This is a genomic window from Trichlorobacter ammonificans (assembly GCF_933509905.1).
In the GTDB taxonomy this organism is placed as follows: Bacteria; Desulfobacterota; Desulfuromonadia; order Geobacterales; family Pseudopelobacteraceae; genus Trichlorobacter; species Trichlorobacter ammonificans.
The window spans coordinates 1-14,888 of record NZ_OW150024.1; the positions used below are offsets into that span (position 1 = coordinate 1).

Annotated in this window: 10 protein-coding genes; 8 read left to right on the forward strand and 2 right to left on the reverse strand. The window is 60.4% G+C overall.

Features of this window, described 5'->3' with window-relative positions; genetic code table 11:
- Positions 1–8: 8 nt before the first annotated feature.
- On the reverse strand, positions 9–158 hold the full coding sequence (rpmH, locus tag RAK07_RS00005; protein ID WP_305730806.1) for a 50S ribosomal protein L34: 150 nt from the start codon (positions 156–158) through the stop codon (positions 9–11).
- A 386-nt stretch (positions 159–544) separates the two neighbouring features.
- Here rpmH and dnaA point away from each other — a divergent pair, with 386 nt between their 5' ends.
- The 8 genes from dnaA (at position 545) to gltX (ending at position 13,540) form a co-directional block, all read left to right on the forward strand.
- Positions 545–1,903 (forward strand): chromosomal replication initiator protein DnaA, encoded by a 1,359-nt coding sequence (gene dnaA, locus RAK07_RS00010; protein WP_305733453.1) that lies wholly within the window; start codon positions 545–547, stop codon positions 1,901–1,903.
- Positions 1,904–2,147: 244 nt separating this feature from the next.
- Positions 2,148–3,266: a DNA polymerase III subunit beta gene (gene dnaN, locus RAK07_RS00015; protein WP_305730807.1), complete on the forward strand. Its 1,119-nt coding sequence runs from the start codon at positions 2,148–2,150 to the stop codon at positions 3,264–3,266.
- An 11-nt stretch (positions 3,267–3,277) separates the two neighbouring features.
- Positions 3,278–4,360: a DNA replication/repair protein RecF gene (recF, locus tag RAK07_RS00020; protein ID WP_305730808.1), complete on the forward strand. Its 1,083-nt coding sequence runs from the start codon at positions 3,278–3,280 to the stop codon at positions 4,358–4,360.
- Complete coding sequence (gyrB, locus tag RAK07_RS00025; protein ID WP_305730809.1) at positions 4,360–6,765, forward strand: DNA topoisomerase (ATP-hydrolyzing) subunit B; 2,406 nt, start codon at positions 4,360–4,362, stop codon at positions 6,763–6,765. Before recF ends, gyrB begins: the two co-directional genes overlap by 1 nt.
- Before the next feature lie 30 nt (positions 6,766–6,795).
- Positions 6,796–9,345, forward strand: coding sequence for a DNA gyrase subunit A (gene gyrA, locus RAK07_RS00030; protein WP_305730810.1), 2,550 nt, complete (start codon positions 6,796–6,798; stop codon positions 9,343–9,345).
- Positions 9,346–9,347: 2 nt separating this feature from the next.
- Complete coding sequence (locus RAK07_RS00035; RefSeq protein ID WP_305730811.1) at positions 9,348–10,919, forward strand: hypothetical protein; 1,572 nt, start codon at positions 9,348–9,350, stop codon at positions 10,917–10,919.
- Entirely contained in the window at positions 10,910–11,917 is a 1,008-nt protein-coding gene (locus tag RAK07_RS00040) for an NAD(P)H-dependent glycerol-3-phosphate dehydrogenase (RefSeq protein WP_305730812.1), read from the forward strand. The genes RAK07_RS00035 and RAK07_RS00040 overlap by 10 nt, the downstream gene beginning before the upstream one ends.
- Before the next feature lie 219 nt (positions 11,918–12,136).
- On the forward strand, positions 12,137–13,540 hold the full coding sequence (gene gltX, locus RAK07_RS00045) for a glutamate--tRNA ligase (RefSeq protein WP_305730813.1): 1,404 nt from the start codon (positions 12,137–12,139) through the stop codon (positions 13,538–13,540).
- A gap of 12 nt (positions 13,541–13,552) precedes the next feature.
- On the opposite strand, the gene RAK07_RS00050 is transcribed toward gltX, so the two are convergent.
- Positions 13,553–14,836: a sensor domain-containing diguanylate cyclase gene (locus RAK07_RS00050; RefSeq protein ID WP_305730814.1), complete on the reverse strand. Its 1,284-nt coding sequence runs from the start codon at positions 14,834–14,836 to the stop codon at positions 13,553–13,555.
- Positions 14,837–14,888: the final 52 nt, after the last annotated feature.

Here is a 14,888-nt window from a genome sequence, read left to right on the forward strand (position 1 = left end):
TCGCGGGATTACTTGGCGGCAACCCGGACAGACAGGCTTTTGCGGCCTTTGGCGCGACGGCGCTTGATCACCAGTCGTCCATTCTTGGTTGACATGCGGACCAGAAACCCATGGGTACGCTTACGGGAAGTGTTGCTGGGCTGATACGTTCTTTTCACGGCTGATTACCATCCTATCGATAAGAGTGCGTCTGATTTCGATCAGGCTTTCCTGTGCAAAACGGATGTGCCAGGAACGGACTTTATACTGAAAGAACATCAGGTTTGCAAGACTTTTCTTTTAAATCCGTGACAAGTTTTATCCATTGAAAAACCGGGGCACCTCTGCTAAGGTTTAACGCTCGAAAAGCTCGTCATAAGGGTGGTTTTTGTCATAACCACATAATATTTTTATGGATTACTGTTTTCAACAGGTGTTGATATATCTGTTGAAAACCTGGGGGCGCCCGAAACCTCACCGGAAAATCGACCCCGCAGCCACACCATCCGACATCACACGATCCCCAGGTACTCTATCTATGCTGTCCGCCAAACTGAACGACCCCATGCACAGCACCTGGACCCAGGCGGTTTCAAATCTCGAGAAGGTCATCCCGCCACAGAATTTCTCGAACTGGATTCTCCCGATCCAGTTCGCCGCTTTCCGTGACGATACCATGCTGCTGTCGGTCCCGAACCAGTTTTTCAAGGAATGGCTGGAGGACAACTACCTGGAATTGATCAGGAGCGCGCTCTCCGTAGCTGCCGACAAGAATCTGACGGTTGAGTTTCTGGTTCGGGAGGAAGAAGAACTGCAACCGGTGCCGGAACTGCCGGCAGCAGCCGAGTCGAATGGTACCGACACTGCGGAAACGGTCAGAGTCCCGCCGGCAGGGGGGAAAAACTGCAGCCCGCTGAATCCGCGTTACACCTTCAGCCAGTTCGTCAGCGGCGCCGGTAACCAGTTTGCTCACGCCGCCGCTCTCGCGGTTGCCAACAACCCGGCCATTACCTATAACCCGCTCTTCATCTACGGGGGGGTGGGCTTGGGTAAAAGCCACCTGTTGAATGCCATCGGCCACCATATTCTCGACAAGGACCCGTCGGCCCGAGTCTGCTACTGCTCCGCCGAAAAGTTCATGCACGAAATGGTGAACTACATTCGCCTCAACAAGATGGACGAGTTCCGTGCCCGGTACCGTTCGGTGGATGTCCTGCTGATCGATGATATCCAGTTCATCACCGGCAAGGAACGGACACAGGTGGAGTTCTTCCACACCTTCAACGCTCTGTATGAAAACCATAAGCAGATTGCCATCACGTCGGACAAGTTTCCCCGCGAGATGCCCAACCTTGAAGAGCGGCTCCGTTCACGCTTCGAATGGGGATTGATCGCCGACATTCAACCGCCCGACCTCGAAACCAAGATCGCGATTCTCAAAAAAAAGGCGGAGTTGAATGCCATCAGGCTTCCCGACGATGTGGCCTACTTCCTTGCGTCCAGTGATACCCGCAACATCCGTGAACTGGAGGGAATGCTGATCAGGCTGGGGGCCTACAGCAGCCTCCAGGACATTCCGATCACCCTGACCATGGCAAAACAGAATCTGAAAGATATCCTGGTGGACAAACGCAAGGATATCAACATCGAGCTGATCCAGAAAACCACAGCCGACTATTTCGGACTAAAGGTCGCCGATCTGAAGTCGGAGAAACGCTTGAAGGCACTGGTACAGGCGCGACAGATCGCCCTGTGGCTCTGCCGCGACCTGACCACGGCCTCCTATCCCGATATCGGCAGCAAGTTTGGGGGTAAGGATCATTCAACCGTCATCTATTCGGTGAACAAAATCGAGCGTCAAATGGCTGAAGACAGCTATCTTATGAGTACCATTGAGGAAATAAAGAGCGCCATACTACGATAAACACCCTTGTCCCCACACGCTGTGCAAAGGGTGTTGAAAGCTGTTGAAAAGTTTTCCGCTGTTGAAAACTCCCGACCTGACCCCGAATATTCAACAGGGTTGTTCCGGGATATCTATCAATAATATCGACTAGTTGGAAAGAATCAACGGTTTCAACAGCACTAATATCATTTACAAAAGGTTTTAGTCTTTATCTAACTTATTTTTTATATGAGATCAGCGAATAAGGAAAAGGAGTGAAACCATGATTTTTAAGATAGATAAGGATAACTTTCTTAAAGCACTGCAGAAAGTTCAGGGAATCGTGGAAAAGCGCACCTCGATGCCGATCCTTTCCAACGTACTGATCGAAGCTGCCGACGATTCCTTGAACATTCTTGCCACCGACCTCGAAGTCGGCCTGAAAAGCAGCTATCCGACGAAGGTTGATGAGCCGGGAAAAATTACGGTCAACGCCAAGAAGCTTTATGAGATCGTCAAGGAACTTCCCAACGAGGAAATCAGCTTTGCCACCAAGGATAACGACTGGGTCGAGATCATCTGCGGCAAAGTCAAGTTCAATATCGTGGGTCTTTCGTCCGACGAATTTCCGATCATCACCTCCGTGGCAGACGAACAGCTGATCGAGGTGGAGTCATCCCTGCTGAAGCGAATGATCGAGCGCACCTCCTACGCGATCTGCAATGATGAGACAAAATACAATTTGAACGGCATTTACACCCGGGTTGAACAGCACGGCGGGCAGACCCTGCTGAAGATGGTGGCAACCGACGGTCACCGGCTGTCCATCGCCTCGGGTGAGTTCAAGGGATCGACGGATGCCAACCTGCTCAAGGGGGTCATCCTTCCCAAAAAAGGTATTTTCGAAATCAAGAAAATCACCGATGAGGGGGATGCCACCCTGCGCTTCGGATTTGTCGACAACAGCGCCGTGGTCAAGCGCGGCGACACCACCCTGATCATGCGACTGGTGGATGGCGAATTTCCGGACTACACCCGGGTCATACCGGTTGCCAACGAACTGCTGGTAAAAGCCCCGCGCGAATCGCTCATTCATGCGGTACGACGGATGGCGATCCTTTCCAGCGAAAAATTCAAGGGGATCATGCTGGAAATCGACAACAGCGGTATCAAGATATCCTCCAGCAATCCCGAGTTGGGGGACGCCATGGAAGAATTGGATGCCAGCTACGACGGTGCCCCCTTCTCCGTTCGTTTCAACGCCCGCTACCTGCTGGATGTGCTGATGATCTGCGAAGGCGACGAGGTACTGATGAAATTCAAGAACGAGCTGTCACCGTCGATCGTGACGCCGGTCGATGAAGACGGGCTGCTTGCAGTCATCATGCCGATGCGTTTGTAATTTCGGTTCACGTGTATCTCAGCAGCATCAACATTGAAAACTATCGCAACATACCGGCGGCCATTTTCAAGCCGGACCGCCACCTGTCGGTGGTCTATGGTCTGAACGGCCAGGGAAAGACCAATCTGCTGGAATCGGTCTACCTGCTGGGAAGCGGCCGATCATTCAGAACCGCTCGAGTGCCCGACCTGATCCGGCACGGTCAGACGACAGCCTCGGTACGGGGAACGGTCCACAGCGGCGGCTCCGAAAGCAGCATCAGCATTCACTTAAGCGGTTCGGTCCGAAAAGTTGCCGTTGACGGCAAGAATATCCAGAGTGCCGCCGATCTGCAGGGAAGATTGCCCGTAGTCGTCTTTTCACCCGACGATATCGCCATGGTCAAACTGGGGCCCGAAACGCGACGGCGGTACCTGGACCGGTTACTGTACAGTTGCAACCGTCGCTTCCTGCAGCAGTACCACAGCTATTACCGGACCCTGAAGCAACGTAACGCCCTGCTCCGTTCGGGAAGCAGGTCCGGTCTTGATGAATGGACCGAGCAACTGGTGGCGGCGGGAATCGAGCTGATTGTCTGCCGGCGGCAGTTCATTGAAAACATCGCCCTGCTTTTCCGGGATACGTACACCCGGATTACCGAAGGGCGGGAAGAGGTTGGCCTGCTCTACCGGCCCGATCTGCTGCCGGATGAGTACCGTGACCGGCTGGAGCAGGGTAAGGAGCAGGATCTGCGGCAGGGAGTGACCGGCCGCGGTCCCCACCGCGACGACCTGCAGTTTCTCATCAATGGCCGGCCGTTACGGCTGTTCGGCTCCCAGGGGCAACAGCGCAGCTTCGTGCTGGCTCTGAAAATGGTGGAACTGCACCATCTGCACGGGCTCTTCGGCGACTATCCCGTGTTGTTGCTGGACGACATGGCATCGGAACTGGACCGGCGCCGCATTTATAACCTGTTGTCATTTTTGCGGCAGGAACGGATCCAGACCATACTGACCACTACCGATCCCGACCCCCTGCCGGCGGAGCTATTCGACTCCTGCAGCCGGTTCAGAGTTGAGGACGGCACCCCGACGTACGAGGAAGAAAGACGCTGATGAGTGATTACGAAATGAATGAAGCAACAGTGAGCGGTGCCAGCTACGGTGCCGAAAGCATCAAGGTTCTGGAAGGCCTGGCGGCGGTTCGCAAGCGGCCGGCCATGTATATCGGTTCCACGGCGTCCCAGGGTCTGCACCACCTGGTCTACGAGATCGTGGACAACTCCATTGACGAGGCGCTGGCAGGCCACTGCGACACCGTAGGGGTGACCATCAATACCGACGGTTCGGTAACCGTGGTGGATAACGGCCGGGGTATCCCGACGGATATGCATCCGACGGAAGGACGGGCGGCGGCCGAGGTGGCGCTGACCGTGCTGCATGCCGGCGGCAAGTTCGACAACGATTCCTACAAGGTTTCCGGCGGCCTGCACGGGGTAGGGGTCTCGGTGGTCAACGCCCTTTCCAAATGGCTGGAACTGGAGATCCGCCGCGACGGCAAGATCTGGCGCCAGTCCTACCGCCGTGGTGACCCCCAGGCACCGCTGGAGGTGGTGGGCGAAACCAAGCGACGCGGCACCAAGATCACCTTCATGCCGGACGAGGAGATTTTTGAAACCACCGAATTCTCCTTTGACGTGCTTTCCCAGCGGCTGCGGGAGCTGGCCTTCCTGAACGCCGGCGTCCGCATCACCATCGGCGATGAACGGAGCGAAGGAAAAGCCCATGAGTTCTACTACGAAGGCGGGATCAACTCCTTCGTCGAATACCTGAACCGGGCCAAGACGCCGCTGCATCCCAAGCCGATCTATGTCAAGGGGGAGAAAAACGGCGTGGAGATCGAGATTTCCATGCAGTACAACGACTCCTACGACGAGAAGATCTTTTCCTTTGCCAACAACATCAACACCCACGAGGGGGGAACCCACCTGGCAGGGTTCAAGGCGGCCCTCACCCGCACCATGAACGGCTATGCCGCCGCCAACGACCTGCTCAAGAAGGAGAAGGTGGCCATCTCCGGGGACGACCTGCGGGAAGGGCTGACCGCGGTGATCTCGGTCAAGATACCCCAGCCGCAGTTCGAGGGGCAGACCAAGACCAAGCTGGGCAACTCCGAGGTCAAGGGGTACGTCGAGTCGCTCCTCAACGAAAAACTGGCGGTCTACCTGGAAGAAAACCCCAAAATCGCCAAGGATGTGCTCAACAAGTCCATCGAGGCGGCCCGGGCCCGGGAAGCAGCCCGCAAGGCCCGCGAAACGGTGCGCCGCAAGGGGGCCATGGACCTGGGAGGACTGCCGGGCAAGCTGGCCGACTGCCAGGAAAAAGACCCGGCCCAGTGCGAACTGTACCTGGTGGAGGGCGACTCGGCCGGCGGCTCGGCCAAGCAGGGGCGCGACCGCCGCTTCCAGGCGATCCTGCCGCTCAAGGGCAAGATTCTCAACGTGGAAAAGGCCCGCTTCGACAAGATGATCTCCTCCCAGGAGATCCGCACCCTGATCATCGCCCTGGGGACCGGCATCGGCCGGGAGGATTTCGACGTATCCAAGCTGCGCTACGGCCGGATCATCGTCATGACCGACGCCGACGTGGACGGCTCCCACATCCTCACCCTGCTTCTCACCTTCTTCTACCGCAACATGCGGGAGCTGATCGAACGGGGCCACCTCTACATCGCCCAGCCGCCGCTCTACAAGGTAAAGCGGGGCAAGAAGGAGATGTACCTCAAGAACGAACAGGCCCTGCAGCAGTTTTTGCTGGACGAGGGGGCCGAGGAGTTGACCCTGCGCATGGAGAAGGGCGACCGGGTCTATAGCGGCAAGCAGATCATCCCAGTTATCCGCCAGCTCATCGAGCACCGCGCCATTGTGGACAAGGTGGTCAAAAAAGGGGTCGCCGCCGAACTGCTGGACCTGCTGCTCCGGGCCGGAGTGCCGGCCGGTATCGAGGAGTTGGGGCAGCTGACCGGCTACCTGGAGACGATGAAAGGGCTGCGTGCCGATGCCGAGTACCAGGTGGAAGAGGAACGGATCAGTTTCAGCCTGGGCAATCTGCGCAACCAGATCGACAACCAGACCCTGAACGTGCTGGGGACCCACGAGTATGAACTTCTGGTGGAAAACTACCGCAGGGTCTGCGAGACCATGGCCGGCGGCAAGGCCTGCCTGGAGCAGGAAGGGAAGCTGCTGCTGGAAACCGCCAGCCACGAGGAGTTGCTTACCTGGTTCCTGGAATACGCCAAGAAAGGTCTCAACATCCAGCGTTATAAGGGTCTGGGCGAGATGAACCCGGAGCAGCTCTGGGAGACCACCATGAACCCGGAAAACCGCACCCTGCTGCAGGTGAAGATCGAGGACGCCGTGGAGGCGGACGGAATCTTTACCGTGCTGATGGGGGACCAGGTGGAACCGCGCCGGGATTTCATCGAGCAGAATGCGCTCAACGTCGTCAACCTGGACATTTAAGTCAGACACCGTAATTCAAGGACACCAGCAATGCTTGAACATACACCCCAGAAGATAGCGGTCAATATCGAAGATGAGATGAAACGGTCCTACATGGACTACGCCATGTCGGTCATCATCGGCCGGGCCCTGCCCGACGCCCGGGACGGCTTGAAGCCGGTGCACCGGCGCTGCCTCTACGCCATGCACGACATGGGCAACGACTACAACAAGCCGTACAAGAAGTCGGCCCGGGTGGTCGGTGACGTCATCGGTAAGTATCACCCCCACGGCGACACCGCGGTCTACGATACCATCGTGCGGATGGCCCAGGACTTCTCCCTGCGCTACCTGCTGGTGGACGGCCAGGGGAACTTCGGCTCCGTGGACGGCGACTCGCCGGCCGCCATGCGCTACACCGAAATCCGGATGAAGCAGCTCACCCACGAGCTGCTGGCCGACCTGGAAAAAGAGACCGTCCCCTTCACCGCCAACTACGATGAATCGCTGCAGGAGCCGGCGGTGCTGCCGGCCAAGTTCCCCAACCTGCTGGTGAACGGTTCCGCCGGTATTGCGGTGGGCATGGCCACCAACATCCCCCCTCACAACCTGGGGGAGGTGGTTGATGCCATCATCGCGCTTATCCGCAATCCCCAGCTCACCTTCGAAGAGTTGCTGGCCCTGGTGCCGGGGCCCGACTTCCCCACCGGCGGCACCATCTACGGGCGCCAGGGGATCATCGACGCCTACGCCACCGGCCGGGGGATCATCCAGGTGCGGGCCAAGGCCCACGTGGAGACCAGCAAGAAGCAGGACCGCCAGTCCATCGTGGTCACCGAGATCCCCTACCAGGTCAACAAGGCGCGCCTGATCACCAGCATTGCCGAGCTGGTCAAGGAGAAGAGGATCGAGGGGATCGCCGACCTGCGGGACGAGTCGGACCGGGACGGCATGCGGATCGTCATCGACCTGAAAAAGGACGAGAACGCCGAGGTGCTGCTCAACCAGCTCTACAAGCATACCCAGATGCAGACCTCCTTCGGCATCAACATGCTGGCCATCGTGCACAACCGGCCCAAGCTGCTGTCGCTCGAAGAGATGATGCTCTGCTTCATCGAACACCGCCGGGAGGTGGTCACCAAACGGACCCTGTTCGAGCTGAAGAAGGCCGAGGCCCGGGCCCATATTCTGGAAGGTCTCAAGATCGCCCTGGACTGGCTGGACGCGGTGATCGAACTGATCCGCGAATCCAAGACCCCGCCCGAAGCCAAGCAGGGGCTGATGGACGGCGCCTTTGCCGACCCGGTCTACCTGAAGCGTCTCGACCTGCCGGCACCGGCCGGCTACGAAGGCGGGGTAAGGCTGTCCGAGCTCCAGGCCCAGGCGATCCTGGAGATGCGGCTGCAGCGCCTCACCGGTCTGGAGCGGGACAAGATCATCCAGGAGTACGAGGATATCCTCCGGTTGATCGCCCGGCTGAAGGAGATTCTGGGTTCCGACGCGGAGATCATGGCGATCATCGTCGGTGAACTGACCGAGATCAAGGAGAAGTTCGGCGACAAACGCCGCAGCGAGATCGTGGACCGTACCGCCGAGATCTCCCTGGAGGACACCATCGAGGATGCCGAGATGGTGGTGACCGTCTCCCACGGGGGCTACATCAAGCGCAGCGCCGTCGACCTCTACCGTGCCCAGCGCCGCGGCGGCAAGGGCAAGACCGGCATGAAGACCAAGGAAGAGGATTTCGTGGAGCAGCTGTTCATCGCCTCCACGAAGGACTACCTGCTCTTCTTCACCGACATGGGCCGGGTCTATCGGATCAAGGTCTATGAAATTCCGGAAGGCAGCCGCACCACCCGGGGCAAGGCGGTGGTCAACCTGGTCAACGTCCAGGACGGCGAAAAAGTCACCACCATCCTGCCGGTGAAGGATCTGAGCCGCGAGGACCTCTACCTGTTCATGGCCACCAAAAACGGCGTGGTCAAGAAGACCCCGCTGGTGGAGTATGTCAATATCCGTACCACCGGCATCAACGCCGTCAACCTGGATGAGGGTGACAAGCTGATCGCCGTGGCCCTGACCGACGGCAGCAGTGATATCTTCCTGGCATCCCGCGGCGGCAAGGCGATCCGCTTCAGCGAAGCCGACGCCCGTCCCATGGGGAGGGTGACCCGCGGGGTGCGGGGGATGAACCTGGAGAGCGGCGACGAGGTGATCGGCATGGAGGTGGTGGACCCCTCCGTGGCTGGTACCACCATTTTCACGGTCACCGAGAACGGCTACGGCAAGCGGACCGATCTGGACGAATACCGCGGCCAGAGTCGTGGCGGCAAGGGGCTGATCACCATCAAGACCAACGAGCGCAACGGCATGGTGGTGGACGTGATGCAAGTCAGCGACGAGAACGAGCTGATGGTGATCACCGACCAGGGCAAGATCCTGCGAGTACCGGTCTCCGGCTTCTCGGTCATCGGCCGCAACACCCAGGGGGTCCGCCTGATGGTGACCGAAGAGCAGGAGAAGATCGTTGCCGTGGCCCGTCTGGCCGAGCGGGACGACGACGAGGGCACTGACGCGGCTGACGGTGAAACGGCGGAGTAGGCATGAATCCGCGCACCATCGATACCAGCTACCGGGAACGGCGGCGGATCGTCCGGCTGCTGGACTTTCTCACCCGCGAGCAGCTGACCCGCGACCAGATGGAGCGGATCGGCCGGCGGCTGCAGAAGGCGGGAACCCGGGCGTTGCCACCGCTGGTGCGGCGGCTCTGGAAGGAGCGGGACCGGGAGCGGCTGTTCCGCTACACCTGCATGCTGGACTTTTTCGACGTTGCGGTCTGGATGGATCAGCTGGTGACGCTGACCCTGCAACGGCGGGACCTGGCCGACGACGAGCGGGTACCGTTGCTGGAAATTCTCCAGGATTACGGGGTGGACGTCTCCTCTCCCCCCTTTGCCCGGCAGGCAGGGGGACAGGGACCGTCCGTTTTGCTGGACAGTTGTCTCGATGACGAAACCTGGGGAATGATCCGCTTCATGGATCGCTTTCTGGATGCCGACGAGCCGCTGCGGGAGCAGTTGATCAAGCGGCTGGGAGGCGAACGGGAACGGGGTGCGGCGGCCGCCGCCTTCCTGCGCATGCTGGCCCACTTCGAGTTTTCCGAGGTTGCCGGACTGGCGGTGGATGCCCTGGGTACGCTACGGCACGGCTGCGCCCTGACCGTGCTCGGGGAACTGCGCCACCTGACGGTGGAGGGGCTGGAAGCACGGGTGGAGCGGAGCAGACGCCGCCTGGGCTTTCTGGGTATCAACGAGCCGCTGCCGCTGCCGGCCCGGCTTGCCTGTCCGGAACGGCTGGTGGCGGTCCAGGCCCGCCCCCTGGATGCCCAGGGACTGGCGACGCTCTGGTTTTCCTGGGAGTTGAGCGAGCAACGCTACACGGGCCTTATTCTGCAGACCAGCGAGCACGACGGTGTGGTACAGGCCATGGCCAACCTGTTCGAGAGCCGGGCCGAGCATGACGACTACCTGGACGACGTCAACGCCGAGGAGGGGATGTTCCCGATCGATGCCGCCTACGGCCTGCGTCTGCTCAGGGACGCTGTGATGCGCAGCATCGAGCATAACTACTACCTGCCGCCTGACCTGTACGCATCGCGCCATTTATTCGGCGACAACGACCTGCGGCCCCGGGTCTACCTCCCCTCCTTTGACCCTGCGCTGTTAAGCGGCCTTACCTCCCGCCTGGCTTCCTATCTGGCCAACAGCGAGACGCTGCTGGACGAACCGTTCTTCGAGGGGTGGCTCCTGCATGGGCCGACCGTGTACACCATTGCCGAATCGATGGGATCCGAAGGGCTGGAGGGGGGCTCCCCCGACGAACAGCATCCCTTTGTGGAGCGGTTCTGCGCTGAGATTATCGAGCCGGACCGGGCCGGCATCGTGCGCCGGCTGCTACTGATCGCCGATTTTATTCAGCAGGTTGGCTGCTATCAGGCCCTTGTGCAGCGTACGTTGGCGGTCTCTTTAAGCCTTGCCGGCGGGCCGCTGCCGCTGGCCCGCCATCCCTTTATCCGGCGGCTGGCACTGGATAGCCTTGAAATGGCGCGCCGCTCCCTTGCCGAGGGTATCGATCCCCGGCAGCAGATGGGAGAGGACGAAGGGGAGTGGGAATGAAGATCGGTGTGATCGGAGCCGGCAGCTGGGGAACCGCCCTGGCCAACCTGTTGGCGGGGAACGGCCACGAGGTGGTATTGTGGGCCTATGAGCCGGAACTGGTGGAGGAGATGACGCGGCAGCGCAGCAACTCTCTCTTTCTGCCCGGTGTGTCGCTCCATCCTGATCTCATCTGTACCGGCGAGCTTTCCCGTTCTGTGTTGGAACGGGAGCTGGTGCTGCTGGTGGCGCCGACCCAGGTGGCGCGGGGGCTGTTGTCCACTCTGGCGCCGTGCTGGCCGGCAGAGGCCGTACTGGTGAACGCCTCCAAGGGGATCGAACTGACCACCTTGGCCACGGTATCTGATATCGTCGCCCAGACTTTGGGAGCAGGGATGCTCGAACACTACGTGGTGCTGTCCGGCCCCACCTTTGCCCGGGAGGTGGCCCTGGGACTTCCCTCGCTGATCGTTGCGGCCTCCCGGAACGAGCAGGCGGCGCGTCTGGCCCAGAGCGCCTTCAGCAACCAGACGTTCCGGGTCTACACCAGCGACGACCCGGTGGGGGTGGAGCTGGGGGGAGCCATCAAGAACGTCCTGGCCATTGCGGCCGGGATCTCCGACGGCCTCGGTTTCGGCCACAATACCCGTGCCGCCCTGATCACCCGCGGCCTGGTGGAGATGCGCCGCCTGGGACGGGCCATGGGAGCCCGCGACGAAAGTTTTTCCGGTCTTGCCGGCATGGGCGACCTGGTGCTGACCTGTACCGGCGACCTGTCCCGCAACCGGACCGTCGGGATGAAGCTGGGGCAGGGGATGACCCTGGCGGCCATTCTGGCGGAGATGCGCATGGTGGCCGAAGGGGTCAAGACTTCGGAGTCGGTCTACTTCCTGGCACAGAGCAAAGGGGTCGAGATGCCGATCTGCGAGAAGGTCTTCGAGATCCTGCACCGGGACAAACCGGCCCGGGAAGCGGTGCTGGAACTGATGACGCGGGAGTTGAAGGCCGAATACGCCTGAAGCGTTCTGAGCCAGTCAACGGTGACGCCGGCATCCCGCAGCAGATCGGCAACGCTCCAGATACCTCCTGCCAGCACAGTTATTCCACCAACAATCACGATCGGTTCCATCGGTACACCTCGTTCGTTCTGAAGTGTGCCCAGGCTAGCATAGTCATAAGACATAATATGTCGTATCGACTTCCGGCTGTTGCGGAAGCCCGTAAAAGGAGCAGTTACCATGTCCGACCTGCGCGTCCGTTTCGCCCCCTCCCCCACCGGCTACCTGCACGTGGGTGGTGCCCGCACCGCCCTGTTCAACTGGCTGTACGCCCGTCACTTCGGCGGTACCTTCATCCTGCGGATCGAGGATACCGATACCGAGCGCTCCACCAAGGAGTCGGTGGACGCCATCCTGCAGGGGATGGAGTGGCTGGGGCTTGACTGGGATGAAGGGCCGTTCTACCAGACCGATAACTTTCCGCTCTACAAGCAGCATGTGCGGACACTGCTGGACCAGGGCAAAGCCTACCGCTGCTGGTGCAGGCCGGAGGAGCTGGAAGCCAAGCGGGAGGCGGCCATGGCCGAGGGGCGCAAGCCCAAGTACGACGGTACCTGCCGCCACCGGCAGGACCAGCCGCTTGACCAGCCCCATGTCATCCGCTTCAGGGCTCCTGAAGAGGGGGAGACCGCTTTCAATGACCTGATCAAGGGGCGGATCGTCTTTCCCAACGCCGAACTGGACGACCTGATCATCAGCCGCACCGACGGTACCCCCACCTACAACTTCTGCGTGGTGATCGACGACGCCCTGATGCGGATCTCCCACGTGATCCGCGGCGACGACCATGTCAACAACACCCCGCGCCAGATCCAGCTCTACGAGGCCCTGGGCTATCCGGTGCCGCTCTTTGCCCACGTGCCGATGATCCTGGGCAGCGACAAGGCGCGGCTTTCCAAACGGCACGGCGCCACCAGCGTTATCGCCTACCGCGACATGGGCTACCTGCCGGAGGCCCTGAACAATTACCTGGTGCGGCTGGGCTGGAGCCACGGCGATGATGAGATATTCTCCCGCGACGAGATGGTGGAAAAATTCGACATCGCCAACGTGGGGCGCTCGGCGTCAGTCTTCAACCCGGAGAAGCTGAACTGGCTGAACGCCCACTACATCAAGCAGTCCGCGCCGGACCGGCTGGCGGAGCTGCTGAGACCCCACCTGGCCTCCCGCGGGGTGACCGACACCACGACTCCCGGTCTGGCCGGGGTGGTGGCCACCCTGCAGGAGCGGTCCCAGACCCTGGAAGAGATGGCGGAGCGGGCCCTGTTTTACTACCGGGCTCCTGAGTCCTACGACGAGGCGGCCCTGGCCAAGTTCGAGGCGGCCCACCTGACGGCGGTATTTGCGGCGGTGGCGGCCAAGCTGTCAGCGGCAACCGTCGGCAGTGCGGCGGAGATCGACGGGCTGTTCAAGGATATTTGCACGGAAAATAACTGGAAGATGCCCCAGGTAGGGCAGCCGGTGCGGGTGGCCCTCTCCGGCGGCACCCAGGCGCCGGGCATCGGCGAGATCGTCACGGCGCTGGGGATGCCGGAAAGCGTGGCCCGTATCCAGCGGGCAGGTGCGTGGCTGAAGGAGCGCTGAGCCGGTTGAGGATTACTGCTCCGGGATGAGCGGAACTCCCTTGCGAAAGCGCCGACGCTTGGTCTTGTCGGCGTACATCAGGCGGTCGGCGCTCTTGATGACGTTGTGCAGTTCCGTTGATTCCTTGGCGGTGGCGGCCCCCAGGGAGAGGTGGCGGGCGAAGATGCCCAGATTGGGATCCGACTCCCCGTTCCTGAGCCGCTGGATGACGGCAGTGACCGCCTCGTGGTCGGTGCGGGGCAGCAGCACGGCGAATTCGTCCCCACCGATGCGGGCCACGGCGTCGCTGGCCCGGAAGGCCGAGAGCAGCACGGTTGCCGCTCCCTTGATCATCCGGTCCCCGGCATCATGCCCCTGGTGGTCGTTGACCTCCTTCAGGCCGTCGATATCGGCGATGACCACGCTGACCGGGAAGTCACGGCCGGCGCCCAGCCGCTGCAGTTCGGCGTCGAAGTAGGCGCGATTGTACAGGCCGGTGAGGGGATCGTGGGTGCCCAGGTAGTGGAGCTTTTCTTCGTAGAGTTTCCGGTCGGTGATATCCTGGGAGACTTTCAGGAAGCCGGTGATGACACCGTCAGTACCGCGCAGGGGCGATATCTTGACCGTCTCCCAGTAGATGGAACCGTTCTTGTGCTTGTTGGCCAGCTCTCCCTTCCATTCGTCGCCCCCGGTGATCGTGCGCCACAACTCCTCGTAGGTTTCGACAGGCGTGATGCCGGACTTGAGCAGGCGGGGGTTGCGCCCCAGCACCTCGTCAGGCCCATAGCCGGTGAGTCGGGTGAACATGGCGTTGACGTATTCAATGGAGCCGGAAAGCGAGGTAATGATGACCGGTGCCGGCGCCTGCTCCACCGCCTGGGAGAGCATCTGAATCCGCGCCTCCTGGCGGAGGATCTTGCGCTTGAGCAGGATGTAGCTGCTGCAGGTTTCGATGGCGGAGGCGAGCTGAACGAAATCGACCGGTTTCTGGACGTACTGATTGACTCCCAGCGAAATGCACTCCAACAGGTATTCGGTGTCGCTGTGGGCAGTCAGCATGATCAACTGGCTGTCCCGGTCAATGTTCCTGATCTGACGGCACATTGCCAGGCCGTCCATGACCGGCATCATGATGTCGGTCAGAATGATGTCGGGCCGTTTCTCACGGTAGAGCTGCAATCCCTCCTGACCGTTCTCGGCCACATGCAGTTCCGTGACAAACCGCTGCAGGATGCGGGAGACCTGCTCCCGGGTCACCCGCTCGTCCTCCACATAGAGTAGAGATATATCGTAATGTTCCTGCGCGAGTGTCTTCATCGGAACGGTGTCTCCGCAAACGGAATGGTCGGGAAAGCGCATAAATACGGGC

Coding starts and splice junctions, on each gene's coding strand:
- dnaA (WP_305733453.1), top strand. CDS start 545: ATGCACAGCACCTGGACCCAGGCGGTTTCAAATCTCGAGAAGGTCATC.
- dnaN (WP_305730807.1), top strand. CDS start 2,148: ATGATTTTTAAGATAGATAAGGATAACTTTCTTAAAGCACTGCAGAAA.
- gyrB (WP_305730809.1), top strand. CDS start 4,360: ATGAGTGATTACGAAATGAATGAAGCAACAGTGAGCGGTGCCAGCTAC.
- gyrA (WP_305730810.1), top strand. CDS start 6,796: ATGCTTGAACATACACCCCAGAAGATAGCGGTCAATATCGAAGATGAG.
- RAK07_RS00035 (WP_305730811.1), top strand. CDS start 9,348: ATGAATCCGCGCACCATCGATACCAGCTACCGGGAACGGCGGCGGATC.
- gltX (WP_305730813.1), top strand. CDS start 12,137: ATGTCCGACCTGCGCGTCCGTTTCGCCCCCTCCCCCACCGGCTACCTG.
- RAK07_RS00050 (WP_305730814.1), bottom strand. CDS start 14,836: ATGAAGACACTCGCGCAGGAACATTACGATATATCTCTACTCTATGTG.